The sequence below is a fragment of the Streptomyces sp. DH41 genome, assembly GCF_029813785.1.
GTDB lineage: Bacteria > Actinomycetota > Actinomycetes > Streptomycetales > Streptomycetaceae > Streptomyces.
Window position 1 is genome coordinate 60,469 of record NZ_JARVKY010000003.1, and the last position, 23,223, is coordinate 83,691.

A 23,223-nucleotide genomic window follows, 5' to 3' on the forward strand; every position below is an offset into this window, starting at 1 on the left:
GTAGGTTAAACGCACTGTAAAGGTCCCTGATCAGCCACCGTCCGCCGGGGTGGGGAAGTGTCGGGGACGGCGCCAGGGCGGCTCCGGGACACGCAGGTCGCGGAGCCGAACGGGTGACGCCCGCGAGGGCTCAGCCGTAGAGCTCCCGCAGCCGGACCGAGAGGCACGTCACACAGCCCTCGAGTTTCTCGAACTCGCCGATGTCGACGACCACCGGCTCATGACCCAGGCCGGCGAGCAGGTCCGCCGTCTTCGGCGCGCTCGCCGCCATCAGCAGCTTGTCGCCGCCGAGCAGCACCACGTGCGCGCCCGATTCCTCCGGCACCGGCAGGAAGCGGGGGAACAGCGACGGCACGTCCATCATCGGGATGTGCCCGATCACCGTCCCGTCCGGCAGCGCGGTCACCGCCGACTTGAGGTGCAGCACCTTGCTCACGGGCACGGCGACGACCCGGGCCCCCAGCGGTTCGAGGACCGCCCGCAGCTGCTGTACGCCGGCCGCGTTGGTGCGCCCGCCCCGCCCGACGTAGACCGTGTCGCCGATCCTCAGGACGTCGCCGCCGTCCAGGGTCCCCGGCTCCCAGATCCAGTTGACGGAGCAGCCCAGCCGGGCCACGGCCTCCTCGACACCGGCGGTCTCCGCGCGCCGCGACTCGGCGCCCGGCCGGGTGATGAGAGCGACGTTGCGGAACATGACGACCGTGTCCTCGACGAAGACGGAGTCGGGGCAGTCGTCGGCCGGGTCCACCTCCAGCGTCTCCCAGCCGTGCGCCCGCAGCGCCTCGGTATACGCCTCCCACTGCTCGACCGCGCGGCCGTGGTCGACCTTCCGCCGCTCGACGTGGGTCACCAGTCCTTCCGCGAGTCGCGGGCCGGGGCGGCGGACGAGGGCCTTCTTGCTGGGCACGAGGGGGTCTCCGGGGGCTCCGTATCGGCGCTGGCTGTCCGGTGCCCGTGGCACGGCACCGCTTGGTCATCATGCAGCGCGCCTGCCCGCGGACGTAACCCCCGTCAGTGCCCCGTGGCCCTCCTGAGATGCTCCGCCGTGCTGGAGCCGCGGGCCGTGAGCAGCTCGCGCGGGGTGCCCTCGAAGATCACCCGGCCGCCGTCCCGGCCCCCGTCCGGGCCGAGGTCGATCACCCGGTCGGCGTGGGCCACCACGTCCAGATGGTGCTCGACGACCACGACCGTGTTGCCGCTGTCGACCAGCCGGTCCAGCAGGGCGAGCAGCCCTTCGACGTCCGACAGGTGCAGGCCGGTGGTCGGTTCGTCCAGGACGTACACGGCGCCGGTGTGGTGCAGCCGGGTGGCCAGCTTGACGCGCTGGCGCTCACCGCCCGAAAGCGTGGACAGCGGCTGCCCCAGCGTGAGGTAGGTGAGGCCCACGTCGCGCAGGGCGCGCAGCCGCCGCCGTACGCCCGTGTCGGTGAAGAAGCCCAGTGCCTGGCCGGCGGTCATCGCCAGCACGTCGGCGATGGAGTTCCCGCCGACCGTCAGCCGCAGCACCTCCTCCCGGAAGCGCCGGCCCTCGCAGTCGTGGCAGGTGGTGGTCACCGGGTCCATGAAGGCCAGGTCGGTGTAGATGATCCCGCGCCCCTCGCAGGTGCCGCACGCCCCCGCCGAGTTGAAGCTGAAGAAGCCGGCCTCGGCGCCCGTCTCCCGCGCGAAGATCTTCCGCACCGTGTCCATGATCCCGAGGTACGTCGCCGGGGTGGAGCGCGCCGAGACGCCGATCGCCGACTGGTCGACGACCACCGCGTCCGGATGGCGGGCGGCCAGCTCCGCGACCAGCGTGCTCTTGCCCGACCCGGCGACCCCGGTGACCGCCGTCAGCACCCCGGTCGGGAAGGCCACCGTCACGTCCCGCAGGTTGTGGCGGCCGGCGCCCTTCACCCACAGCTCACCGGTCGGCGTCCGCGGGTCCTGCTTCACCGCCGTACGGCGTCCGAGGAACCGTCCGGTGAGTGTGTCCGCCCGGGCCAGCTCGCCCGGCGTTCCCTCGAACACCACCCGGCCGCCGTCCGCGCCGGCCCGCGGGCCCATGTCGACGACGTGGTCCGCCAGCGCGATGACGTCCGGGTCGTGCTCGACGACCAGCACGGTGTTGCCCTTGTCGCGCAGCCGCAGCAGCAGATCGCCCAGGCGTCCGACGTCGCGCGGGTGCAGCCCGGCGCTGGGCTCGTCGAAGACGTACGTCATCCCGGTCAGGCTGGAGCCGAGGTGCCGGACGGTCTTCAGCCGCTGTCCCTCGCCACCGGACAGGGTGGAGGTCTCCCGGTCGAGGCTGAGGTAGCCGAGGCCGATCGCCTCGACGCGCTCCAGCGCGGTGACGGCGGCGGCGGCGACCGGCCGGGCCACCGGATCGTCGATCTCCCTCAGTACGGCGATCAGGTCGGTGACCTGCATACCGGAGCAGTCGGCGATGGAACGCCCGTCGATCCGGGTCGCGAGCGCCGCCGCGTTCAGCCGGGCGCCGCCGCACCGGGGGCAGCGGCCCTCGACCAGGAACCGCCGCACCAGATCCCGGGTCTTCTCGCTCATCGCCGACAGATCCCGCTTGAGGTACAGCCGCTCGAAACGGTCGGCGAGTCCCTCGTACTCGGTGGTCCAGGTGCCGCCCGTGCCGTTGACGGTGACCTTGCTGCCGGGCCGCCCGCGCATCAGGAACGCCCGCTCGGCGTCCGTGAAGCCGCCGACCGGTTTGTCCGGGTCCAGCTCGTCGGTGTTGGTGTAGGCCTGCCCCTGCCAGGTCCCCGCCGCGAACGGCGGGAAGCGGACCGCTCCGTCGGCCAGCGACCTGGCCGGGTCCAGGATGCGGTCCCAGTCGGGCCGCACCGTGCGGCCCAGCCCGTCGCACCCGGGGCACATGCCCGACGGGTCGTTGAACGAGTACGCCGTCGCCGTCCCGGCGCTGGGCGTGCCGTGCCGGGAGAACAGCACCCGCAGCACCGAGTGGATGTCGGTCATCGTGCCGACGGTGGACCGCGAGTGGCCGCCGACCGGACGCTGGTCGACGACGATGGCGGGGGAGAGGTCCTCCAGGGCGTCCGCGTGCGGCCGCTCGTACTTGGGCAGCCGGTTGCGTACGAACCAGGTGAACGTCTCGTTCAGCTGGCGCTGCGACTCGACCGCGATCGTGTCGAACACGACCGACGACTTCCCCGACCCCGAGACGCCGGTGAACACGGTCAACCGGCCCTTCGGGATGCGGAGGGTGACGTCCTGGAGGTTGTTCTCCCTGGCTCCGGTGATGCTGATGAACTCGCTCATGCGGGCGACGCTAGGCGGAATACCCGACAGCTTCCGGCGTGATTTCCCTCAGTTCTCCCTCCTCCATCAGCAGCCAGCGGGTGATGCCGACCGACTCCAGGAACGGCAGGTCGTGGCTGGCCACGAGCAGCGCCCCCTCGTACGACTCCAGCGCGGTCGTGAGCTGCCGCACGCTCGCCATGTCCAGGTTGTTCGTCGGCTCGTCCAGCATCAGCAGTTGCGGTGCGGGCTCGGCCAGCATCAGCGCGGCCAGGGCCGCCCGGAAACGCTCGCCGCCGGACAGCGTCGCCGCCTTCTGGTCGGCACGCGCGCCCCGGAACAGGAAGCGTGCCAGCCGCGCCCGGATCCGGTTGTTGGTGGCGCCCGGCGCGAACCGGGCCACGTTCTCCGCGACACTCAGCTCGCCGTCGAGGACGTCGAGGCGCTGCGGCAGGAACCGCAGCGGTACGTGCGCCGTCGCCTCGCCCGCCACCGGCTCCAGCTCCCCGGCGATCGTGCGCAGCAGCGTGGTCTTGCCCGCGCCGTTGCGCCCGATCAGCGCGATCCGCTCCGGTCCGTGCAGATCGAGACCGCCCTCCACGCGCGCGCCGTACACCAGATCCAGGTCCCGGAGCGTGAGCACCGACCGTCCCGGCGGCACGGCGGTGTACGGCAGGTCGACACGGATCTCGTCGTCGTCCCGTACGGCCTCCACCGCGTCGTCGAGCCGCTCCCTGGCCTCGGCGAGTTTCTCCTCGTGCATGATGCGGTGCTTGCCCGCGGACTCCTGCGCCGCGCGCTTGCGCGCCCCCATGACGATCTTCGGCTCGCGTTTCTGGTCCCACATCTTCTGCCCGTACCGCTTGCGGCGGGCCAGCTTGACCTGGGCGTCGGCCAGTTCGCGCTTCTGCTTGCGCAGGTCCGACTCGGCGACGCGCACCATCCGCTCGGCCGCCTCCTGCTCGACGGCCAGCGCCTCCTCGTACGCCGAGAAGTTCCCGCCGTACCAGGTGATCTCCCCGGAGCGCAGATCGGCGATCTGGTCCACGAGGTCCAGCAGCTCGCGGTCGTGGCTGACCACCACCATCACTCCGGGCCAGGAGGCGACGGCCGCGTACAGCCGTCCCCGTGCGTATACGTCGAGGTTGTTCGTGGGCTCGTCCAGGAGCAGGACGTCGGGCCGACCCAGCAGCAGCGCGGCCAGCCGCAGCAGCACCGACTCGCCGCCCGAGACCTCGCCGACGGTGCGGTCGAGCCCGACGTGGCCGAGACCGAGTTCGCCGAGCGTGGCGAGGGCGCGCTCCTCGACGTCCCAGTCGTCGCCGACGGTCTCGAAGTGCGCCTCGGCCACGTCGCCCGCCTCGATGGCGTGCAGCGCGGCCCGTCGCGCGGCGATGCCGAGCGCCTCGTCGACCCGCAGCGCGGTGTCGAGCGTGACGTTCTGCGGAAGGTATCCGACCTCACCGGATACGCGGACCGTGCCGTCGGCCGGGGTGAGCTGCCCGGCGATCAGCTTCAACAGGGTGGACTTGCCCGACCCGTTGACGCCGACGAGCCCGGTCCTGCCGGGGCCGACGGCGGTGTCGAGTCCCTCGAAGACGGACGTGCCGTCGGGCCAGGCGAAGGAGAGGGACGTACAGGTGATGGAAGTAGACATACGGGGTCTCCGCGGTTGCTCGAAGCGGTCAGGGGCAAACGCGTATCGAGACACCGAGAGGCGGCGACCGCCGTCGGGCGAGGGAAGGAGGAGCCCCGGGAGTGCCTGGGCACAAAAAATGCCCTGCTCCGCGAGGACGGCTCGAACGCCGAGGTCGCACGCGACGTCCACACATGACATGTGTGACGCGGTGTCTCAGGACCTCAGACGAGCAACGTCCTTCTCCAATCGGCGGCAACAGAAGCGCTATATACCGTACGAGGGGCCGGGTCGGCTGTCAACGTCTTGTCGCGGATCCGGTCCCGCGGCCCCAAGGAGGCCCCGTGCCCGACGGCTCGCTCTCACTGCCGGCCCGGCTCTGTCTGCTGGCCTGGGACCCCGCGCGGCCCGGGACCACCGACACCGCCCGGTACCACCACCTGGTGCGCGCCGGCGCGCTCACCGAACTGGCCCAGCGCGGTCTGCTCATCGACGACGAGGGCATCGCCACCCCCGTCGACCTGGACTCGCGCACCGGGGACGCCGTCCTCGACGGGCTGCTGGAACTGGTCCGCGAGTCGATGCCGCACCGGTGGCGGACCTGGGTGCGGCTGCATGCGCGGGTCACCTTCGACGCCGTCCGGGAGCAGCTGGTGGCCGAGGGCTACCTGCGCGCCGAGAAGCGGCGCGTCCTCGGCGTCTTCCCGTCCGTCGAGTACGTCCTGGCGCGGGTCGCGGCGGCGCGGGCGCTCCACGAGGAGACGCGGTACGTCCTTCAGGGGCCGGTACCGGCCGGTGAGGTCTCCGAGCGGGACGCGGCCGTGGCCGCGCTGGCGGCCGCGGCCGAACTGCGCGCCCTCGAGCCCCGCGCTCCCGAGTCCGCCGAGGCAGGCGCGCGCCGGGGGAGCCGGATGGCGGAGCTGACCGGGCGCGGCGGGGCGGCCGCGCCCGGGCTGCGCAGGATCATGGACGAGGTGCGGGGAGCGGTGGGCGCGGAGACGGCACGGGCCGTTCCGTCGGCGGGCGGATGAGGCGGGCGGACGGGGCGGACGAGCGGGCCGGTCGGGACGACGTCCATGTCGGATTCCTGCCAGCCCCGGACCGGCTCCCGCTGGTTGAGTGAGCCGCATGACGAACCTGAACACCCTCCGCGAACAGGCCCAGGTCTTCCGTTCCCTGCACGTTCCGGGGGCGCCACTCGTACTGCCGAACGCGTGGGACGCCGTCAGCGCCCGACTCGTGGAAGAGGCGGGTGCCACCGCGGTCGCGACGACCAGCGCGGGGCTGGCCTGGGCGCTGGGCGTGACCGACGGCGACCGTCTGGACCGCGGCTCGGCACTGGCCGCCGTCGCGCGCGTCCGCTCCGCGGTCCGCGTGCCCGTCAGCGTCGACATCGAGGGCGGCTACGCCGAGCACCCGGCGGGTGTCGCCGACACCGTCCGCGAGGTGTCCGCCGCGGGCGCGGTCGGGGTGAACATCGAGGACGCCCGGTACGACGACGCCGGTGCTCCGCTGCGCTCCGTCGCCGAGCAGGCGGAACGCCTCGCCGCCGCCCGGGAGGCCGCCGACGCACAGGGGGTGTCGTTGTTCGTCAACGCGCGCGTCGACACCCTCCTGCGGGGCGCCGGGGGAGTGGACGCCACCCTGGAACGGGCCGCCGCCTACCGTGCCGCGGGTGCCGACGGCATCTTCGTCCCCGGGGCCGTCGACCCGGGGACCGTCAAGGAGCTCGCCGCCGGCGTCGACGGACCGCTGAACGTGATGGCCGGCCCCGGCGCCCCGCCGGTCGCCGAACTGGCCGCGCTGGGCGTGGCGCGGATCAGTGTCGGCTCGGGCATCGCGCAGGCCGCGCACGCACTGGTCCGCCGCGCCGCGCGGGAGCTGCTGGACGCGGGGACCTACGGCGCCCTGACGGGCGGCGTCGACTACGGGGAGCTCAACCGGCTGCTCACGCGGGAACGTTGAGAACGTGGTCAGCGGGTCCCGCGCATGAGCTCCGCCAGGCCGTGGTCCAGGTCCAGTTGCAGATGCTCCAGGCCGACCGGCACCAGCTCGCCGGTGGCCTGGAGGAACCGGCGCAGCTCGCCCGAGCGCACGTGGATCACGGCGGTGCCCTCGGGTGCGTGGAACTCCAGGACGGTGCGGTCGTATCCGTACGGGCGCACCCGCACGTCGCCGTGACCGTCCGGCTCCCGCATGCCCGAGATGAGCAGCTCGCGGGAGAAGGTCCAGCAGACCTCCACACCTTCGAGGGTGGCCGGAGCAGGGAAGGTCATACGGACGGCGAACGGGTCGCCGCGGTCGTAGTGCAGCGTGGCGGGAATGCTCGGCATACGCGGCGCGGCGGCGACGAGGCGCGCCTCGACGGGCTGCTCGATGACGGTGGACAACGCCTTGCTCCCTCGTGACGGCTGGACGGGCTTTCTGGAGTGGTGCGGGCCGGGCACTGGAAGAGACGACGGAATCAGCCAATCCGTGCACACGATGAACGAGTGACCTCTGTCACCGCCTTCATGCGTGAGAGCGAACGGGAGTGACCCGACTCTCCTCGCGTGCCCCGTAAGGCACTTGCGGCACTCGTGCCCGCCCACGCGTGCCGCACACGGTCCTCTGGACGGCACCCGGGCGGTGGGCTAACTTCGCCCGCCATGAGGCGCTTGGGAAGCACGCGACGCACGGCACGGTCCGTCCGAACCCGCGGCAGGCGCGGAGGACGGGCGGTGATCGCGGCGACGGTGTGCGCGGCGGCGCTGGCCGCGCTGACGGCGGCCGCACCCGCGCGGGCCCACCAGCGACCGCACTGGGAACTGAAGGACACCACAGGCGCCGGGGCGTCCGACGTCCGGTACCGGGGGCTGGCGGCCGTCAGCCGGCACACCGCCTGGGTGGCCGGCACCCAGGGCACCGTCCTGCGTACCACCGACGGTGGCGACACCTGGCGGAACGTCTCGCCACCGGGCGCCGGCGAGCTGCAGTTCCGGGACATCGAGGCGTTCGACGCCCGCCGGGCCGTGGTCCTGGCCATCGGCGAGGGCGAGGCGTCCCGCGTCTACCGCACCGACGACGGCGGGGCGACCTGGACCGAGTCCTTCCGCAACACCGACGCGCGGGCCTTCTACGACTGCCTCACCTTCTTCGACCGCCGCCACGGCCTTGCCATGAGCGATCCCGTGGACGGGAAGTTCCGCATCCTGTCGACCAGCGACGGCGGGCGCTCCTGGAAGGTGCTGCCGAGCGAGGGCATGCCGGCCGCGCAGGACGGTGAGGCCGGGTTCGCGGCCAGTGGCCAGTGCCTGGTCGCTTCCGGACCGAAGGACGTGTGGCTGGCCACCGGCGGCGCGGCACGCGCGCGTGTGCTGCACTCCGCCGACCGGGGGCTCACCTGGACGGCCTCCGACGCCCCGATACCGGGCGGCGACCCGGCCCGGGGCGTCTTCGCCCTCGCCTTCCGCGACCGTGCCCACGGCCTCGCGGTCGGCGGCGACTTCCGCCCCGACCAGACCTCGCCCCGGGCGGCGGCGCGGACCACCGACGGCGGCCGGACCTGGCGCCCCGCCGACAGGCCGGCGCCCGCCTACCGATCCGGCGTCGCCTGGCTCCCGCACAGCCGCACCGCCGCCCTCGCGGTCGGCCCCACCGGCACCGACCTCACCACGGACGGCGGCCGCACCTGGCGGACCGTCGACCCGGGGTCGTACGACACCGTGGACTGCACTCCGGACCTGGGCTGCTGGGCCGCCGGCGAGCAGGGACGGGTCGCCCGGCTGGAGCGCTGACGACGCGCGGGGCAGGGTGTTCGTCCGTAACGTGGGTATCCGTTCGCTGAACGTGAGAGGAAGTGAGCGGACATGCCACGCGGTTCGAGCTCCAAACGGGAGCGGCAGTACGAGCACATCAAGGACAGCGCGGAGGACCGTGGCGAGAGCACCGGCCGGGCCAAGGAGATCGCCGCCCGGACGGTGAACAAGGAGCGCGCCCAGTCAGGCGAGTCGAAGACCGCCAGCCGTACGTCGACGCAGGACAAGTCCCCGAGCAAGCGGGGCGGGCAGCGGTCCGGTAACCGGCAGGGCCCCCAGGGGCCCACCTACGACCAGCTGTACGAGGAGGCCAAGCGCCGTGACGTCCACGGCCGTTCGAACATGAACAAGGGCGAGTTGCGGCGCGCCCTGGGCAAGTGAGCCGTACGGCTACCGGCGGAGGGTCTCCCGGTACCGCTCCAGCGCCGGTGCCGTCTTCGTGGCGACGAACTCGGTGACGCGGTACGCGCACACGCCGGCCCTGACGAACGGGTCGCCCGCGGTGACCTCCTCGATCCGCGCACGGTCCTCCGCGACGGCGATGATCACCCCGCCGTCGCGGGGCTCCTTGCGCCCGGACGCCAGGAACACCCCCCGCTCGTACAGCTCGTCGAGCCACGCCACGTGCTCCTCCAGCACGGCGTCGACGGCGTGGAGCGGGGCGGTGTAGGACAGCTCCAGTACGTACATGATCGCGAGCGTACTCCGGGGTCCCGTAGGCTTGCCGCCACCATGACGACCGTGACCGTGCAGATCCCCGCCGACTGGCCCGCGACCGAGGAACGGGCCCGCGCCGTCCAGGACGAACTGCGGGCCCGCGTGGTGCGCGACGAGCCCGGCCCACCGCCCGGCACCGGCCGGGTGACCGGCGTCGACGTCGCCTACGACGACGGCCGCGACGTCGTCGTGGCCGCGGCCGTCGTGCTGGACGCCGCGACCCTCGCGGTCGTCGCCGAGGCCACGGCCGTCGGGCGGATCTCCTTCCCCTACGTGCCCGGCCTGCTCGCCTTCCGGGAGATCCCGACCGTCCTCGCCGCGCTGGAGGCCCTGCCCGTCCCGCCGGGCCTGGTCGTCTGCGACGGCTACGGCCTGGCCCACCCGCGCCGCTTCGGCCTCGCCAGCCACCTCGGTGTGCTCACGGACCTGCCCACCATCGGCGTGGCCAAGAACCCGTTCACCTTCACGTACGACGACCCGGACGCGACCCGCGGCAGTACGGCCCCGCTGCTCGCCGGCGCCGAGGAGGTCGGACGTGCCGTCCGTACCCGCGACGGCGTCAAGCCGGTCTTCGTCTCCGTCGGCCATCGGACGAGCCTGGACAACGCGTGCGCGCACACGCTGGCACTCGCCTGCGCCTACCGTCTGCCGGAGACCACCCGCAGGGCGGACGCCCTGTGCCGCGCGGCCCTGCGGGCGGCCACCGACTACTCGGCCTGAGCCTCGACGCTCCAGCGGCCCACCTCCTGGTACGCCGAGTCGTAGACCACCGAGCCGTCGCCGGGCCGCATCGCGTAGTGCTTCAGGTTGCCGCCCCAATAGCGCAGGATCCGCTGCAACTCGCCCGTGGGGTCCTCGGCGAGCGCGCCCTCGTCCATGGTGACTTCGAGAAGGAACTTCATACCTTCAAGGGTTTCATTGAAGTCCTTGTTGGGACTTTGCCGCGCATGGCTGCAGACCGTGGTCGTCGATGGCGGGGAAAGTCTCAAATCCGGGCGGGCACCGGGGTGGGCACCGGGTGGCCGGGAGCGTGCGACTGCTCAGCGGTCACCTGAGTATCCGTACGGATGTGCGCCCGCCGTCGGCGGCGGCAGGCTGGTCCGCATGACGACGCATCGCGCAGCCGACCAGTCCGCCCACCACCCAGGCCGGCCCGCCGAGCGGGCCGTGGTCGCGGGGCTGACGCTCGCCGTGGGGGCGGGACTGGCCTGGATCGGCGGGATGATCTACACGATCGCCGGGTGGTCGGGGTAGGGCCCGCTCACAGCCCGGGCGCAGGCCCGCCCACTGGCCCGCCCACAGGGCAGGCCGTCGGACAAGCTCGCGGGCAGGCAAGCCTCTGTGTGTGGGGAGGGGGGAGGACCGTCACCGGGTCGCGGCCACCCGGAAGCGGATGCCCGCCGCGCCGAGCCGCTCGGTCAGCGCGTCCCCCATCGCCACGGCCGTCGTGACCTGCCCGGCCACCGGCGGCAGGTCGTCGAGGGCGAGGGCGAGCGCCGCCTCGGCGAACATCTTCGCGGTCTCGCCGTACCCCGGGTCGCCGCCGGTGACCTCGGTGAACACCTTCCGACCGCCGCCCTCGCCCACGAAGCGGACCGAGAACCAGCTCTTCGCCCGCTTCTCGGGGCTCGGCCCGTCGCCGGGCTTGAGCCGGCCGGACAGCCAGCGCCGCGCCGGCGGTACCTGCGCAGCCGCCGCCAGCGCGCCCACGGCAGCCACTCCGCCCACCGCGACGGGCAGGTGCCGGACGGCCGCGTAGTGCCGGTAGCGGAAGTCCGGGCCGTAGCGGTCCAGGGCCTTCGCGGAGCGCCGCACGATCTGCGCGTCGATCGTCGGCAGCGGCAGCGCCCAGGCACCCACCTCACCGGCGAACCGCGGCGTGCCGGTCGGTGTCACCGCCCGGCGTCCCACCAGCCGGGGCTCGTGCCGCCGGCGTTCCCGCGCGGCCACCCGCATCTGCCGCCCGCGCGCGAACTGACCCAGCGCCGAGGCGAACGTACCGCCCGAGATGGTTCCGTCGGCCGTCACGAAGCCGTCCACGGTCAGCGGCACGCCCTGAGGCAGCTGCCGCACGGTGAAGTGCACACCGAGGTCGTGCGGCACGGAGTCGAAGCCGCAGGCGTGCACCAGCCGCGCGCCGGTCTCCCGTGCGCGGGCGTCGTGGCGGACGTACGTCAGGTCCACGAACTCGGGTTCACCCGTGAGGTCGAGGTAGTCCGCGCCGGTCTCGGCGCAGGCGGCGACCAGCGCGTCGCCGTACCGGACGTACGGGCCCACCGTCGTGGCCACCACGTGCGCGTGCTCGGCGAGTTCGCGCAGCGAGGCCGGATCGGTCACGTCCGCGCGCAGCACGCCGACGTCCGCCGCGCCGGGCAACCGCTCCCGCAGCCGCCGCAGCTTCTCCGCGTCGCGGCCGGCGATCGCCCAGCGCAGCCCCTTCGGCGCGTGCGCGGCGAGATACTCCGCGGTGAGCTCGCCGACGAACCCCGTCGCTCCGAAGAGCACGATGTCGTACGGCCGGTCGGTTCTGTTCAGCCTGGTCATGACATCCCTTCGTCACCCGTCGGCAACCCCTGGGTCCGCAGCACGCGCCGTTGCCGGTGGCTGAGGCTAGCGTGAGGACTGCCGGCCCGGAGAGAGCCTGGCCCATAATTGGCTAAGCGCTTGCTCGCCCGGGTCTTGTGCCCGGCGGAGCACGTTTCTAGCATCACTGGTGTTACATCAGTTGTGTCACAGAGCTGGGGGCTCGATGTCGGAAGCGAAGACGGCGGGGCGTACGCCGCCCGAGGGCCCGCTCACCGGGGTGCGCGTGGTCGAGCTGGCCGGTATCGGCCCCGGGCCCTTCGCCGCCATGCTCCTGGCCGACCTGGGCGCCGACGTCGTCCGCGTCGACCGCCCCGGTGGGCCCGGCCTCGCGATCGACCCCGCCCACGACGTCACCAACCGCAACAAGCGTTCGGTGATCGTCGACCTGAAGTCGGCGGACGGCCCCGCCCGGGTCCTCGACCTCGCCGAACGCGCCGACGTCCTGATCGAGGGCTACCGCCCCGGCGTCGCCGAACGGCTCGGCGTCGGCCCCGAACCCTGCCACGCCCGCAACCCGCGCCTCGTCTACGGCCGCATGACCGGCTGGGGCCAGGACGGCCCCCTCGCCCAGCGCGCCGGTCACGACATCGGGTACATCGCGCTCACCGGCACCCTCGGCATGACCGGCGCCCCCGACGCGCCGCCGCCCGTCCCCGCCAACCTCCTCGGCGACTACGCGGGCGGCTCCCTCTACCTGGTCGTCGGCATCCTCGCCGCCCTGCACCACGCCCGCGCGAGGGGCACCGGCCAGGTCGTCGACGCCGCCATCGTCGACGGCACCGCCCACCTCACCTCGATGATCCACGGGATGCTCGCCGCCGGCGGCTGGCAGGACCGGCGCGGCGCCAACCTCCTCGACGGCGGCTGTCCCTTCTACGGCACCTACGAGACCGCCGACGGCCGGTACATGGCGGTCGGCGCCCTGGAGCAGCGGTTCTACGCCGAGTTCATGGACCTGCTCGGTATCCCCGACCAGGCCCCGGCCCGCGACGACATGGCCCGCTGGGGCGAGCTGCGCGAGGCCATCGCCGCCCGGTTCGGCTCCCGTACCCGGGACGAGTGGACGGCCGTCTTCGCGGACTCCGACGCCTGCGTCGCTCCCGTCCTGTCGCTTCGCGAGGCCCCGCACCACCCGCACCTCGCCGCCCGCTCCACCTTCACCGACCACGGCGGCATCACCCAGCCCGCCCCGGCGCCCCGCTTCTCCGCGACCCCCACCGCCGTACGCACCGGGCCAGCCCTGCCGGGCGCCGACACCGAGGCCGTGGCCCGCGACTGGGACCTGCCCCGGCACCCGGACACCGTCCCGGGCCCCGCCCGGTACCCCGTCCCGGATTCCGCCCGGTACCCCGCCTCGAACACCGCACCGAACACCCCTCAGTGAAAGGCCTGCCAGTGACCACCGAAGCGTACGTGTACGACGCGATCCGCACCCCGCGCGGACGCGGCAAGGCGAACGGCGCCCTGCACGGCACGAAGCCCGTCGACCTGGTCGTCGGCCTCATCCACGAGATCCGCGCCCGCTTCCCGGACCTGGACCCGGCCGCCGTCGACGACGTCGTGCTCGGCGTCGTCGGCCCGGTCGGCGACCAGGGCTCCGACATCGCCCGCATCGCCGCCATCGCGGCCGGGCTGCCGGACACCGTGGCGGGCGTCCAGGAGAACCGCTTCTGTGCCTCGGGCCTGGAGGCCGTCAACCTGGCCGCCGCCAAGGTGCGCTCCGGCTGGGAGGACCTGGTCCTCGCGGGCGGCGTCGAGTCGATGTCCCGGGTGCCGATGGCCTCGGACGGCGGCGCCTGGTTCAACGACCCGATGACCAACCTCGCCACCAACTTCGTCCCCCAGGGCATCGGCGCCGACCTGATCGCCACCATCGAGGGCTTCACCCGCCGTGACGTCGACGAGTACGCGGCCCTCTCCCAGGAGCGCGCGGCCACCGCCTGGAAGGAGAACCGCTTCGAGCGGTCCGTCGTGCCGGTCAGGGACCGCGCCGGCCTGACCGTCCTCGACCACGACGAGCACCTGCGCCCGGGCACCACCGCCGACTCCCTCGCGGGCCTCAAGGCGTCCTTCGCCGACATCGGCGAACTCGGCGGCTTCGACGCCGTGGCCCTGCAGAAGTACCACTGGGTGGAGAAGATCGACCACGTCCACCACGCGGGCAACTCCTCCGGCATCGTGGACGGTGCCTCCCTGGTCGCCATCGGCTCCAAGGAGGTCGGCGAGCGCTACGGGCTCACCCCGCGCGCGCGGATCGTCTCCGCGGCCGTGTCCGGCTCCGAGCCCACCATCATGCTCACCGGCCCCGCCCCCGCCACCCGCAAGGCGCTCGCCAAGGCCGGGCTGACCATCGACGACATCGACCTGGTCGAGATCAACGAGGCGTTCGCCGCGGTCGTCCTGCGCTTCGTCAAGGACATGGGCCTGTCCCTGGACAAGGTCAACGTCAACGGCGGCGCCATCGCGCTCGGCCACCCCCTCGGCGCCACCGGCGCGATGATCCTCGGCACGCTCGTCGACGAACTGGAGCGCCAGGACAAGCGCTACGGCCTCGCCACCCTGTGTGTGGGCGGCGGCATGGGCATCGCCACGATCGTCGAACGCGTCTGATCCCCGCGGAAGCGGCACCGCGGCCACAAGAGACCTCACTGGAGACCCCTGTCATGACGACCGAGAGCACCACCATCCGCTGGGAACAGGACGACACCGGCGTCGTCACCCTCGTACTCGACGACCCCGACCAGTCCGCGAACACCATGAACCAGGCGTTCCGCGAATCCCTCGCCGTGATCACCGACCGCCTGGAGGCCGAGAAGGACTCGATCCGCGGCGTCATCGTCACCTCCGCCAAGAAGACCTTCTTCGCCGGCGGCGACCTGCGCGACCTGATCCGCGTCACCCCGGAGACCGCCCAGGACCTCTTCGACGGCGGCATGGCCATCAAGCGGAACCTGCGCCGCATCGAGACCCTCGGCAAGCCCGTCGTCGCCGCCATGAACGGCGCCGCGCTCGGCGGCGGCTACGAGATCGCCCTGGCCTGCCACCACCGCGTCGCCCTCGACGCCCCCGGCTCCAAGATCGGTTGCCCCGAGGTCACCCTCGGCCTGCTCCCCGGAGGAGGCGGAGTCGTCCGCACCGTCCGGATGCTCGGCATCACCGACGCGCTGCTGAAGGTGCTCCTCCAGGGCACCCAGTACAACCCGAGCCGCGCCCGGGAGAACGGCCTGGTCGACGAGGTCGCCGACAGCCGCGAGGACATGCTGGCCAAGGCCCGCGCCTTCATCGACGCCAACCCGGAGTCCGCCCAGCCCTGGGACAGGCCCGGCTACCGCATCCCCGGCGGCACCCCCGCCCACCCCAAATTCGCGGCCAACCTGCCCGCCTTCCCCGCCAACCTGCGCAAGCAGACGAACGGCGCCCCCTACCCGGCCCCGCGGGGCATCATGGCCGCCGCCGTCGAGGGCTCCCAGGTCGACTTCGAGACCGCCCAGGTCATCGAGGCCCGGTACTTCGTCGAGCTGGCCGCGGGCCAGATCTCGAAGAACATGATCCAGGCGTTCTTCTTCGACCTCCAGGCGGTCAACTCCGGTGCGAACCGCCCCGAGGGCATCGAGGCCCGCCAGGTCCGCAAGGTCGCCGTCCTCGGTGCCGGGATGATGGGCGCGGGTATCGCCTACTCGTGTGCCCGCGCGGGTATCGAGGTGGTGCTGAAGGACGTGGCCCTGGAGTCGGCTGTCAAGGGCAAGGCCTACTCCGAGAGGTTGTGTGCCAAGGCGGTGGCCAAGGGCCGTACGACGCGGGAGAAGGCGGACGCGTTGCTGGCCCGCATCACGCCGACCGCCGAGGTGGGCGACCTCGCGGACTGTGACGCGGTCATCGAGGCGGTCTTCGAGGACACTGCGCTCAAGCACAAGGTGTTCCAGGAGGTCCAGGACGTCGTCGCCCCCGACGCGCTGCTGTGCTCCAACACCTCGACGCTGCCCATCACGGCGCTGGCCGAGGGCGTCGAGCGCCAGGGCGACTTCATCGGGCTGCACTTCTTCTCGCCGGTGGACAGGATGCCGCTGGTCGAGATCATCAAGGGCGAGCGGACGGGTGAGGAGGCGCTGGCCCGCGCCTTCGACCTGGTCCGGCAGATCAGGAAGACGCCCATCGTGGTCAACGACTCGCGCGGTTTCTTCACCTCCCGGGTCATCGGCCACTTCATCAACGAGGGTGTGGCGATGGTGGGTGAGGGCATCGAGCCGGCCTCCGTGGAGCAGGCGGCGGCCCAGGCGGGCTACCCGGCCAAGGTGCTGTCCCTGATGGACGAGCTGACGCTCACGTTGCCCCGGAGGATCCGTGAGGAGACCAGGCGGGCGGTTCAGGAGGCGGGCGGTACCTGGATCGCGCATCCGGCGGACGTCGTCGTGGACCGCATGGTCGACGAGTTCGGGCGTGCGGGGCGCTCGGGCGGCGCCGGGTTCTACGAGTACGGGGAGGACGGCAAGCGGGCGGGGCTGTGGCCGGGACTGCGCGAGCACTTCACCAAGCCCGGGTACGAGATCCCCTTCGAGGACATGCGGGAGCGCATGCTCTTCTCGGAGGCGCTCGACACGGTCAAGCTCCTGGAGGAGGGCGTACTGACGTCCGTCGCCGACGCCAACATCGGCTCCATCTTCGGCATCGGCTTCCCGGGCTGGACCGGCGGCGTCCTCCAGTACATCAACGGCTACGAGGGAGGCCTGCCCGGTTTCGTGGCCCGCGCCCGTGAGCTGGCCGACCGTTACGGCGAGCGCTTCACGCCGCCCGCGCTGCTGGTGGAGAAGGCGGACAAGGGGGAGGTCTTCACCGACGGCCGCTGAGCGAGCGGCTCAGTCCTCGCCGCCGCGGTCAAGCCACTCCCGCAATTCCTCCCGCAGCGACCGCTGGAACGTGGTCAGCAGCGCCTGCACCACGAGCGGGTGCATGTGGGCGGACAGGGACCGCACGTCCCCCGCGTCGCGTTCGGCGACCGCGTCGCGCAGCAGCCGCGACAGGTCGCGCGCGGCGGCGCGGGAGTGCTCGAGGAGGGCCGTACGGGCGGCGAGGACCGTCTCGGGGGAGAAGGGCACGTCCAGCAGCTCGACGCCGAGCCGGAGCAGCCCGGCGTCGACACGGTAGGCGTCGCCGTCGGGCGCCACGACGTCCATCGCGCCGAGCCGGCCCACCTCGTCGTCGGTCAGCGGCCGGCCCGCCCGCCGGTCCAGCTCCTCGCGCGTGACGCTCTCCACGGTCTCCGGCGCCCAGGAGGCCACCACCGCGCGGTGCAGCGCGAGGTCGTGTGCGCTCAGGTCCGGCGGCAGCTGCTTCAGATACCGCTCGATCGCGGCCAGCGTCATGCCCTGGTGCCGCAGCTCCTCGATCAGCGCCAGCCGGGCCAGGTGCTCCCGGCCGTAGTGCCCCACCCGGCGCGGTCCGATCGCCGGTGGCGGCAACAGCCCCCTGGTGCCGTAGAAGCGGACCGTGCGCACCGTGACGCCGGCCCGCGCGGCCAGCTCGTCGATCGTGAGGGACTGCCCCCCTGTGTCGGCCGCCTTGGTGTCGCTCGTCGTCATGTGCAGCAGTATCGCTGTCTCACCAATGCTGTGACACCTCTCGCGCATCATGCGCACCCTGTGGAGACGACTGACGGGTCTTGTGACAAGTCACGCTGTGTGACGTGAGACACCGCATGCTCACGCAGGGTCGTGGGAAGGTGCTGCCTTGGTCTGTGCCGCGAAGGGTGGTGCGGGCCTTGTCGCTGTACGGACGACCTGGGCGTATCCCGCCCGGGCGCACCAGAGATTGGTACCACCCGTGAGCAAGGACGCCGTCGCCACGGCACAGGCCGCCGCACATCCCCAGGCGGCCGAACGACCCGCGGACGCGGGTGACGCCGGCTACAGCAAGGACCTCAAGGCCCGCCACGTCAACATGATCGCCATCGGCGGCGCCATCGGCACCGGCCTCTTCCTCGGCGCCGGCGGGCGCCTGCGCGACGCGGGCCCGGCGCTCGCGATCGCCTACCTCGTCGCCGGCGTCTTCGCCTTCTTCGTCGTCAAGGCGCTCGGCGAGCTGGTGCTCTACCGGCCCTCCTCCGGGTCCTTCGTGTCGTACGCGCGCGAGTTCCTCGGCGAGAAGGGCGCCTACGTCGCCGGCTGGATGTACTTCCTGAACTGGTCGACGACCGGTATCGCCGACATCACCGCGATCGCGCTGTACACGCACTACTGGAGTATGTTCACGAGCATCCCGCAATGGGTGCTCGCCCTGATCGCCCTCGCGGTGGTCTTGGCCGTGAACCTGATCTCGGTGAAGATCTTCGGCGAGATGGAGTTCTGGTTCGCGATCGTCAAGGTCGCCACCCTCGTCGGCTTCATGCTGATCGGCATCTTCCTGCTGGCCACGCAGCACGAGGTGGCCGGGCAGACCCCAGGTCTGGGCATGATCACCGACCACGGCGGCATACTCCCGCACGGCGTGATGCCCGTGGTCCTCGTCATGCAGGGCGTGATCTTCTCCTACGCGGCCCTGGAACTGGTCGGCGTCGCCGCCGGCGAGACCGCCGAGCCGCACAAGATCGTTCCCCGCGCGGTGAACTCGATCATGTGGCGGGTCGCCCTGTTCTACGTCGGCTCGGTCGTCCTCCTGGCGCTGCTGCTGCCGAGCTCGCTCTACTCGGGCGACGAGAGCCCGTTCGTCACGGTGCTGTCGGGCATCGGCGTACCGGCGGCCGACGACGTGATGAACCTCGTCGTCCTCACCGCCGCGATGTCGTCCCTGAACTCCGGCCTGTACTCCACCGGCCGCATCCTGCGCTCCATGGCGATGTCGGGCTCCGCGCCCAGGTTCACCGGCGTGATGAGCCGCAGCCAGGTCCCCTACGGCGGCATCCTGCTGACCTGCGCCGTCTGCGTCCTCGGCGTCGGCCTGAACTTCCTGGTGCCGAACAAGGCCTTCGAGATCGTCCTGAACGTCGCCTCCCTGGGCATCATCAGCACCTGGGTGATCATCATGATCTGCCACCTGGTGTTCGTGCGCCGGGCGCGTGCGGGCCTGGTCGAACGGCCGCGCTTCCGGCTCCCCGGCAGCCCCGTCACGGAGATCGCCACGATCGCCTTCCTGCTGGCCGTGATCGTCCTGATGTGGAACGACGAGGAGGTCGGCCGCAAGACCGTGCTACTGGTGCCCGTGATCGCGGTGATGCTGGTGGCCGGCTGGTTCGGCGTCCGCCGCAGGGTGGCGCGGAACGCCGAGCAGGAGGTGTCGGCGCTGAAGAAGTAGGCCCCGGGGCCGTTGTCAGTGGTGGCCCCTACGGTGGCGTCATGCCGGAGATCAGGTATGTCCGAGGTGACGCCACCGTCCCGTCGGTCAAGGGCGTCAAGGTGATCGCCCATGTCTGCAACGACCTCGGCGGCTGGGGGAAGGGCTTCGTCCTGGCCGTCTCGCGCCGCTGGCCGGAGCCCGAGGCGGCCTACCGCGCCTGGCACCGCGACCGCGCGTCCAACGACTTCGGGCTCGGCGCTGCCCAGTTCGTCCAGGTCGAGCCGTACGTGTGGGTGGCCAACATGATCGGCCAGCGCGGCATGAGGACCGGCAGCAAGGGCGCCCCCGTCCGTTACGAGGCGATCGACACGGCCCTCGGCCGCCTCGCCGACAGGGCGGCCGAGCTGGACGCGTCGGTGCACATGCCCCGCATAGGCTGCGGCCTGGCCGGCGGCAAGTGGTCCCGGATCGAACCACTGATCACCGACCGCCTCGCCCGGCGCGGTGTCCCCGTGACCGTCTACGACCACGGGGACACCGCCTGAGCCACCCCGCGAACCCACTCGTCCGTGCCGGTGCACGTCGTTCGTCGCGACGATCTTCCGACACGACCGGGGCTGCGGGGGCGTGCTCGCCGCCTGAGTGAGGGACGCCGCGCGCGCCGCCGGAGCGCCCGGCTTCGACGGCTGGAACAGCCAGGGTGGCGGCGCGCGGCGGGTACAGGCGCGCATCCGACTGGCTTGATCACGGACGGTGGGCCCTAGGCTTTCTGACGTGCTTGAGACCATCGTGTTCGACGTCGGTGAAACGATCACTCGTGACGACCGATACTGGGCGTCATGGGCTGATTGGCTCGACGTTCCTCGCCATACACTGTCCGCCCTGGTCGGGGCCGTCGTGGCCCAGGGCCGTGACAACGCTGACGCGCTGCGTCTGGTGCGTCCGGAGATTGACGTCACCGCCGAGTACCAGGCCCGAGACGCCGCCGGCCATGGAGAGAACCTCGACGACAGTGATCTGTACGAGGATGTCCGCCCTGCGCTGTCCGTGCTGCGGAGCATGGGGAAACGCGTGATCATCGCCGGGAACCAGACTGAACGCGCCGGCCGACTGCTGCGCGACCTTGACCTTCCAGCGGACTTGATCGTCACCTCTGGAGAGTGGGGCGTGGCCAAGCCGCAGCCCGAGTTCTTTCACCGAGTGATCGAAGTCGCGCAGGCGGCGCCGGGGGAGACCCTGTACGTCGGCGACCACCCAGCCAACGATGTGTTTCCGGCGAAGGCTGCGGGAATGCGGTGCGCGCACCTTCGCCGCGGCCCCTGGGGCCATTTGTGGGCGGACGATCCGGATGTGGTCGCGGCAGCGGATTGGCGAATCCAGAGCCTCACCGAGCTCGCCGCGCTCGTCCGTAGTTGACCGATACAAAACGGCCCCACCAACGCAAGTCGGTGGGCCGTTCGTGCACACGCAGCGTGCGGGCGCGAGTACCGTTCGGAGTGGCCGCACCGAACTGGAGTCAGTATGCCTGCACTTACGGACAACGGAGTGGGCCGGCGCATCGCCTACTACCGCAGCGTGGTCCGTCCCAAGCTGACACAGCAGCAGCTCGCCGACGCGGCCTGCGTCGCGCTCGGCACCGTCCGGAAGATTGAGCGCGGCGAACGCGGCGTCACCGAGGCCACTCTGGAAGCCGTTGCGGATGCCCTGGGTGTCGATCCTGCTCGCCTGCGTTCAGATCGCCATGCTGCACAGACTCGTGTTCACGCCGCCCTGCCTGCGCTCTCTGCTGCGATCGCCACCTACGACCTGCCCGACGAGGGGCCGGTCCGCCCGCTGCGCGACCTCCGAATCGCGGTCGCGGAAGCAGCACGATGGCGCGTGGCGGCGCAGTACACGAGGATCGTCCGGGCGCTCCCCGACCTGCTGATCGAACTGGCCTGTGCGTTCCACCACGCGCCCGCCGCAAATCGAGCAGAGTTGGCTGGGCTCTTGGTCGGGGCCTACCGCTCTGCAGACGCCGTCGCGTACAAGTTCGGCGCGCGAGACCTGTCTGCCCGCCTCATCGACCTGATGCGGTGGGCGGTTCCCGAAGCCAGCGATCCGATGCTGACCGCGTCCGTCGCCTATGTACGCACCGAGACGTTCTTCGCGGCGCGCGCCCACGCTGCCGGCCTGCGGGCGTTGGAGCAGGCGCTGGACACGGCTCCTGCGCCCGTGGGCGCATTGGCCATCGCGGCCCGCGGCGCACTCCACATGAGAGCAGCAGTCATCGCTGGCAGGGCAGAGGACTCCGCTGCCGCAACCGGCCACCTGGATGACGCCCGCGAGCTCGCCGACCAGGTATCCGAAGACGTGTACTGCGGCACTGCATTCGGCCCCGACTCAGTACGGACGCACGAGGTGTCGGTCGCCGTCAGCCTGGGAGACGAACACGTCGGCCGTGCCCTGGACATCGCCAGCAAGTGGAAACCTCCCAAGGACCTGCAGGCGGAGCGCCGCAGCGGCTTCTACATCGAACTCGCCCGCGCCCAGCTGTGGACTGGGCTTGCCGATGACGCGTTCGAGTCTCTGAGGGTTGCCCGACACATCGCGCCGCAGCACACGCGGGAGCACCCGTGGGTCCGCGAAGACGCGGCAAAGCTGCGCCGTCTGAAGCGAGCGGATTCGGAAACGCTGACGCACTTCGCTGAGTGGTGCGCGGCAACCTGAGCGGACTACCCGGTACCCCTTGCTGGGGTACTTGTGCACTTCGCTGGCGCCCATCATCTGTTGCACGCGCAGGAACCAGCAGATGGGAACGGGGATGCCTGACGTACTCCCGCGCGCGCCCGTGGTCATTCACGGGCGCGTGAGCCTTGTCCCCCTGCATGGCGAGGCCTGTTTCGACTGTGGAGCCATCCACAAGACCTTGCGCGCAGCTGGGCATGTCGTGATCCGAGGCAGCAATCGCGTGTGGGAGACCGTCACGTGCGGGTGCCGCAGCGAAGGGGTCACCACGTGACCGGTGCACGGACGATCCATAGACCCCGGCGACCGCTCGCGACGGCCCCGGGGCGTGGCCAACGCTCATTCCGGAGAGGGAGCGTCGACAGATGAACGCTACAGCCCGCAGAAAGTCTGGCGCCAGGATGACCTTGCACGTGTATCGGGTGAACCAGGACGGTGCGGTCACCAAGGACTTCGGCACGGTCCACGTGAAGGGCAAGGAGGCGCCGCTCCCGGTCCGCGACGCGTACCCGCCCTGCCGGTGCCCGCGCCACCGCGCCGCACAGGCGGCGGTCCGGTGAGTGTTGCCTGGCAGCCCACGGCGACCGTGCCCGTCGATCTGGAGAAGATGCGCGAGACCGTGCGTGCTCTCCTCGACGCCGACGGAGGCCCCGTCCTCCCGGAACCGCCCGACACCCACGTGACGGTCCTGACCGAGCTGCTGCGCGGCCACCTGGAGGTGATGGTCCGCGAGGTGGAGACGGCGGCCGGGAAGCTGCCGGACACCATCCCGCGGTACTGCGCCCTCGCCTGCGTCGGCGAAGCCCGCGGCAAGCTCCGTGTCGCCCCCGCCGCGCAGCCCGGCGGCGCCGTCGCCTACGCGCGCCGCCTGGCCCGCGTCCTGGCAGCCCTGTGCGACCACCACGAACTCATGGACGGCGAACCCGCATGACCGGCGCGGTGCGCGTCTGCTGGCACTGCGATGAACCGATCACCGACCCGGAGGACGCGGTCCTGGTCGCACACGAGCCCGGCAACTACGGGCCGGGCTGGAACGTGTGGGCCCACCAGGCGCACGCCGACCGGATCGAGCCGCACCCGGGGGCCGTTCGCGCCCTGGCCCGCATCCTGCTTGCGCGTACGTTCCCGCAGGGCGGCTGACCGCCCTGCCTGCCCCGGCGCGCAAGGCGTCCCATGGCGACCGCAGGGTCAGGGTCGCACTCCGTCGCACTCCATGAACGCCCGTCCAGTCGAAGGACCACAAGC

The 23,223-nt window shown here is 71.9% G+C and carries 24 protein-coding genes; 16 read left to right on the forward strand and 8 right to left on the reverse strand.

What is annotated here, in order from left to right; all coding sequences use genetic code 11:
* Positions 1 to 130: 130 nt before the first annotated feature.
* From ddaH to QC283_RS06830, 3 genes are all read right to left on the reverse strand, one after another.
* Positions 131 to 907 (reverse strand): dimethylargininase, encoded by a 777-nt coding sequence (ddaH, locus tag QC283_RS06820; protein WP_279560453.1) that lies wholly within the window; start codon positions 905 to 907, stop codon positions 131 to 133.
* Between the two features lie 104 nt (positions 908 to 1,011).
* Positions 1,012 to 3,270, reverse strand: coding sequence for an excinuclease ABC subunit UvrA (locus QC283_RS06825; protein WP_279560454.1), 2,259 nt, complete (start codon positions 3,268 to 3,270; stop codon positions 1,012 to 1,014).
* A gap of 10 nt (positions 3,271 to 3,280) precedes the next feature.
* Positions 3,281 to 4,906: an ABC-F family ATP-binding cassette domain-containing protein gene (locus QC283_RS06830; protein ID WP_279560455.1), complete on the reverse strand. Its 1,626-nt coding sequence runs from the start codon at positions 4,904 to 4,906 to the stop codon at positions 3,281 to 3,283.
* Positions 4,907 to 5,229: 323 nt separating this feature from the next.
* Here QC283_RS06830 and QC283_RS06835 point away from each other — a divergent pair, with 323 nt between their 5' ends.
* Positions 5,230 to 5,916, forward strand: coding sequence for a GOLPH3/VPS74 family protein (locus QC283_RS06835; RefSeq protein ID WP_279560456.1), 687 nt, complete (start codon positions 5,230 to 5,232; stop codon positions 5,914 to 5,916).
* Positions 5,917 to 6,013: 97 nt separating this feature from the next.
* Positions 6,014 to 6,850: an isocitrate lyase/PEP mutase family protein gene (locus tag QC283_RS06840; RefSeq protein ID WP_279560457.1), complete on the forward strand. Its 837-nt coding sequence runs from the start codon at positions 6,014 to 6,016 to the stop codon at positions 6,848 to 6,850.
* Between the two features lie 8 nt (positions 6,851 to 6,858).
* Here the strand turns inward: QC283_RS06840 and QC283_RS06845 are convergent, their stop codons facing one another.
* On the reverse strand, positions 6,859 to 7,275 hold the full coding sequence (locus tag QC283_RS06845; RefSeq protein WP_279560458.1) for an SsgA family sporulation/cell division regulator: 417 nt from the start codon (positions 7,273 to 7,275) through the stop codon (positions 6,859 to 6,861).
* A 258-nt stretch (positions 7,276 to 7,533) separates the two neighbouring features.
* Here QC283_RS06845 and QC283_RS06850 point away from each other — a divergent pair, with 258 nt between their 5' ends.
* Both QC283_RS06850 and QC283_RS06855 read left to right on the forward strand, forming a co-directional pair.
* On the forward strand, positions 7,534 to 8,661 hold the full coding sequence (locus tag QC283_RS06850; RefSeq protein ID WP_383524381.1) for a WD40/YVTN/BNR-like repeat-containing protein: 1,128 nt from the start codon (positions 7,534 to 7,536) through the stop codon (positions 8,659 to 8,661).
* A 72-nt stretch (positions 8,662 to 8,733) separates the two neighbouring features.
* Complete coding sequence (locus QC283_RS06855; protein ID WP_279560459.1) at positions 8,734 to 9,063, forward strand: plasmid stabilization protein; 330 nt, start codon at positions 8,734 to 8,736, stop codon at positions 9,061 to 9,063.
* A gap of 9 nt (positions 9,064 to 9,072) precedes the next feature.
* Here the strand turns inward: QC283_RS06855 and QC283_RS06860 are convergent, their stop codons facing one another.
* Positions 9,073 to 9,372, reverse strand: a complete 300-nt coding sequence (locus tag QC283_RS06860) for a YciI family protein (RefSeq protein WP_279560460.1) — start codon at positions 9,370 to 9,372, stop codon at positions 9,073 to 9,075.
* 42 nt (positions 9,373 to 9,414) lie between these two features.
* On the opposite strand from QC283_RS06860, the gene QC283_RS06865 reads away from it, so the two are divergent.
* The gene (locus tag QC283_RS06865) at positions 9,415 to 10,119 is read left to right on the forward strand and encodes an endonuclease V (RefSeq protein WP_279560461.1); all 705 of its coding nucleotides are present in this window, start codon (positions 9,415 to 9,417) and stop codon (positions 10,117 to 10,119) included.
* Here the strand turns inward: QC283_RS06865 and QC283_RS06870 are convergent.
* Positions 10,107 to 10,301 (reverse strand): hypothetical protein, encoded by a 195-nt coding sequence (locus QC283_RS06870; protein WP_279560462.1) that lies wholly within the window; start codon positions 10,299 to 10,301, stop codon positions 10,107 to 10,109. The two genes, QC283_RS06865 and QC283_RS06870, sit on opposite strands and share 13 nt — an antisense overlap.
* Positions 10,302 to 10,503: 202 nt before the next feature.
* On the opposite strand from QC283_RS06870, the gene mmpA reads away from it, so the two are divergent.
* Positions 10,504 to 10,653 carry a morphogenic membrane protein MmpA gene (gene mmpA / locus QC283_RS06875; protein ID WP_279560463.1) on the forward strand — a complete coding sequence of 50 codons (150 nt, stop codon included), beginning with the start codon at positions 10,504 to 10,506 and terminating at the stop codon, positions 10,651 to 10,653.
* A 111-nt stretch (positions 10,654 to 10,764) separates the two neighbouring features.
* Here the strand turns inward: mmpA and QC283_RS06880 are convergent, their stop codons facing one another.
* Entirely contained in the window at positions 10,765 to 11,943 is a 1,179-nt protein-coding gene (locus tag QC283_RS06880) for a saccharopine dehydrogenase family protein (RefSeq protein WP_279560464.1), read from the reverse strand.
* A gap of 205 nt (positions 11,944 to 12,148) precedes the next feature.
* On the opposite strand from QC283_RS06880, the gene QC283_RS06885 reads away from it, so the two are divergent.
* The 3 genes from QC283_RS06885 to QC283_RS06895 are packed head-to-tail and all read left to right on the forward strand — an operon-like array spanning position 12,149 to position 16,829.
* Positions 12,149 to 13,369, forward strand: a complete 1,221-nt coding sequence (locus tag QC283_RS06885) for a CaiB/BaiF CoA transferase family protein (protein WP_279560465.1) — start codon at positions 12,149 to 12,151, stop codon at positions 13,367 to 13,369.
* A gap of 11 nt (positions 13,370 to 13,380) precedes the next feature.
* The gene (locus tag QC283_RS06890; protein ID WP_279560466.1) at positions 13,381 to 14,595 is read left to right on the forward strand and encodes an acetyl-CoA C-acetyltransferase; all 1,215 of its coding nucleotides are present in this window, start codon (positions 13,381 to 13,383) and stop codon (positions 14,593 to 14,595) included.
* 53 nt (positions 14,596 to 14,648) lie between these two features.
* Positions 14,649 to 16,829, forward strand: coding sequence for a 3-hydroxyacyl-CoA dehydrogenase NAD-binding domain-containing protein (locus QC283_RS06895; RefSeq protein WP_279560467.1), 2,181 nt, complete (start codon positions 14,649 to 14,651; stop codon positions 16,827 to 16,829).
* 9 nt (positions 16,830 to 16,838) lie between these two features.
* Here the strand turns inward: QC283_RS06895 and QC283_RS06900 are convergent, their stop codons facing one another.
* Complete coding sequence (locus tag QC283_RS06900; RefSeq protein ID WP_279560468.1) at positions 16,839 to 17,561, reverse strand: MerR family transcriptional regulator; 723 nt, start codon at positions 17,559 to 17,561, stop codon at positions 16,839 to 16,841.
* Positions 17,562 to 17,802: 241 nt separating this feature from the next.
* Between QC283_RS06900 and QC283_RS06905 the strand changes: the two genes are divergently transcribed.
* The 7 genes from QC283_RS06905 to QC283_RS06935 all read left to right on the forward strand — a co-directional run bounded on the left by QC283_RS06905 (position 17,803) and on the right by QC283_RS06935 (position 23,118).
* The gene (locus QC283_RS06905) at positions 17,803 to 19,269 is read left to right on the forward strand and encodes an amino acid permease (RefSeq protein WP_279560469.1); all 1,467 of its coding nucleotides are present in this window, start codon (positions 17,803 to 17,805) and stop codon (positions 19,267 to 19,269) included.
* 41 nt (positions 19,270 to 19,310) lie between these two features.
* On the forward strand, positions 19,311 to 19,796 hold the full coding sequence (locus tag QC283_RS06910; protein ID WP_279560470.1) for a macro domain-containing protein: 486 nt from the start codon (positions 19,311 to 19,313) through the stop codon (positions 19,794 to 19,796).
* Between the two features lie 229 nt (positions 19,797 to 20,025).
* Positions 20,026 to 20,667, forward strand: coding sequence for an HAD family hydrolase (locus QC283_RS06915; RefSeq protein ID WP_279560471.1), 642 nt, complete (start codon positions 20,026 to 20,028; stop codon positions 20,665 to 20,667).
* A 105-nt stretch (positions 20,668 to 20,772) separates the two neighbouring features.
* Positions 20,773 to 21,960 (forward strand): helix-turn-helix domain-containing protein, encoded by a 1,188-nt coding sequence (locus tag QC283_RS06920; RefSeq protein ID WP_279560472.1) that lies wholly within the window; start codon positions 20,773 to 20,775, stop codon positions 21,958 to 21,960.
* A gap of 419 nt (positions 21,961 to 22,379) precedes the next feature.
* The gene (locus QC283_RS06925; RefSeq protein ID WP_279560473.1) at positions 22,380 to 22,538 is read left to right on the forward strand and encodes a hypothetical protein; all 159 of its coding nucleotides are present in this window, start codon (positions 22,380 to 22,382) and stop codon (positions 22,536 to 22,538) included.
* A complete protein-coding gene (locus tag QC283_RS06930; protein WP_279560474.1) occupies positions 22,535 to 22,909 on the forward strand; it encodes a DUF6415 family natural product biosynthesis protein in 375 nt (124 codons plus the stop codon). The genes QC283_RS06925 and QC283_RS06930 overlap by 4 nt, the downstream gene beginning before the upstream one ends.
* The gene (locus QC283_RS06935; RefSeq protein ID WP_279560475.1) at positions 22,906 to 23,118 is read left to right on the forward strand and encodes a hypothetical protein; all 213 of its coding nucleotides are present in this window, start codon (positions 22,906 to 22,908) and stop codon (positions 23,116 to 23,118) included. The genes QC283_RS06930 and QC283_RS06935 overlap by 4 nt, the downstream gene beginning before the upstream one ends.
* The last annotated feature ends 105 nt before the right edge of the window (positions 23,119 to 23,223 follow it).

Excerpts from the sequence above, each read along its gene's own strand:
- QC283_RS06825 (WP_279560454.1), bottom strand. The coding sequence starts at position 3,270 with ATGAGCGAGTTCATCAGCATCACCGGAGCCAGGGAGAACAACCTCCAG.
- QC283_RS06830 (WP_279560455.1), bottom strand. The coding sequence starts at position 4,906 with ATGTCTACTTCCATCACCTGTACGTCCCTCTCCTTCGCCTGGCCCGAC.
- QC283_RS06840 (WP_279560457.1), top strand. The coding sequence starts at position 6,014 with ATGACGAACCTGAACACCCTCCGCGAACAGGCCCAGGTCTTCCGTTCC.
- QC283_RS06850 (WP_383524381.1), top strand. The coding sequence starts at position 7,534 with ATGAGGCGCTTGGGAAGCACGCGACGCACGGCACGGTCCGTCCGAACC.
- QC283_RS06855 (WP_279560459.1), top strand. The coding sequence starts at position 8,734 with ATGCCACGCGGTTCGAGCTCCAAACGGGAGCGGCAGTACGAGCACATC.
- QC283_RS06860 (WP_279560460.1), bottom strand. The coding sequence starts at position 9,372 with ATGTACGTACTGGAGCTGTCCTACACCGCCCCGCTCCACGCCGTCGAC.
- QC283_RS06865 (WP_279560461.1), top strand. The coding sequence starts at position 9,415 with ATGACGACCGTGACCGTGCAGATCCCCGCCGACTGGCCCGCGACCGAG.
- QC283_RS06870 (WP_279560462.1), bottom strand. The coding sequence starts at position 10,301 with ATGAAGTTCCTTCTCGAAGTCACCATGGACGAGGGCGCGCTCGCCGAG.
- mmpA (WP_279560463.1), top strand. The coding sequence starts at position 10,504 with ATGACGACGCATCGCGCAGCCGACCAGTCCGCCCACCACCCAGGCCGG.
- QC283_RS06880 (WP_279560464.1), bottom strand. The coding sequence starts at position 11,943 with ATGACCAGGCTGAACAGAACCGACCGGCCGTACGACATCGTGCTCTTC.
- QC283_RS06885 (WP_279560465.1), top strand. The coding sequence starts at position 12,149 with ATGTCGGAAGCGAAGACGGCGGGGCGTACGCCGCCCGAGGGCCCGCTC.
- QC283_RS06895 (WP_279560467.1), top strand. The coding sequence starts at position 14,649 with ATGACGACCGAGAGCACCACCATCCGCTGGGAACAGGACGACACCGGC.
- QC283_RS06900 (WP_279560468.1), bottom strand. The coding sequence starts at position 17,561 with ATGACGACGAGCGACACCAAGGCGGCCGACACAGGGGGGCAGTCCCTC.
- QC283_RS06910 (WP_279560470.1), top strand. The coding sequence starts at position 19,311 with ATGCCGGAGATCAGGTATGTCCGAGGTGACGCCACCGTCCCGTCGGTC.
- QC283_RS06920 (WP_279560472.1), top strand. The coding sequence starts at position 20,773 with ATGCCTGCACTTACGGACAACGGAGTGGGCCGGCGCATCGCCTACTAC.
- QC283_RS06925 (WP_279560473.1), top strand. The coding sequence starts at position 22,380 with ATGACCTTGCACGTGTATCGGGTGAACCAGGACGGTGCGGTCACCAAG.
- QC283_RS06935 (WP_279560475.1), top strand. The coding sequence starts at position 22,906 with ATGACCGGCGCGGTGCGCGTCTGCTGGCACTGCGATGAACCGATCACC.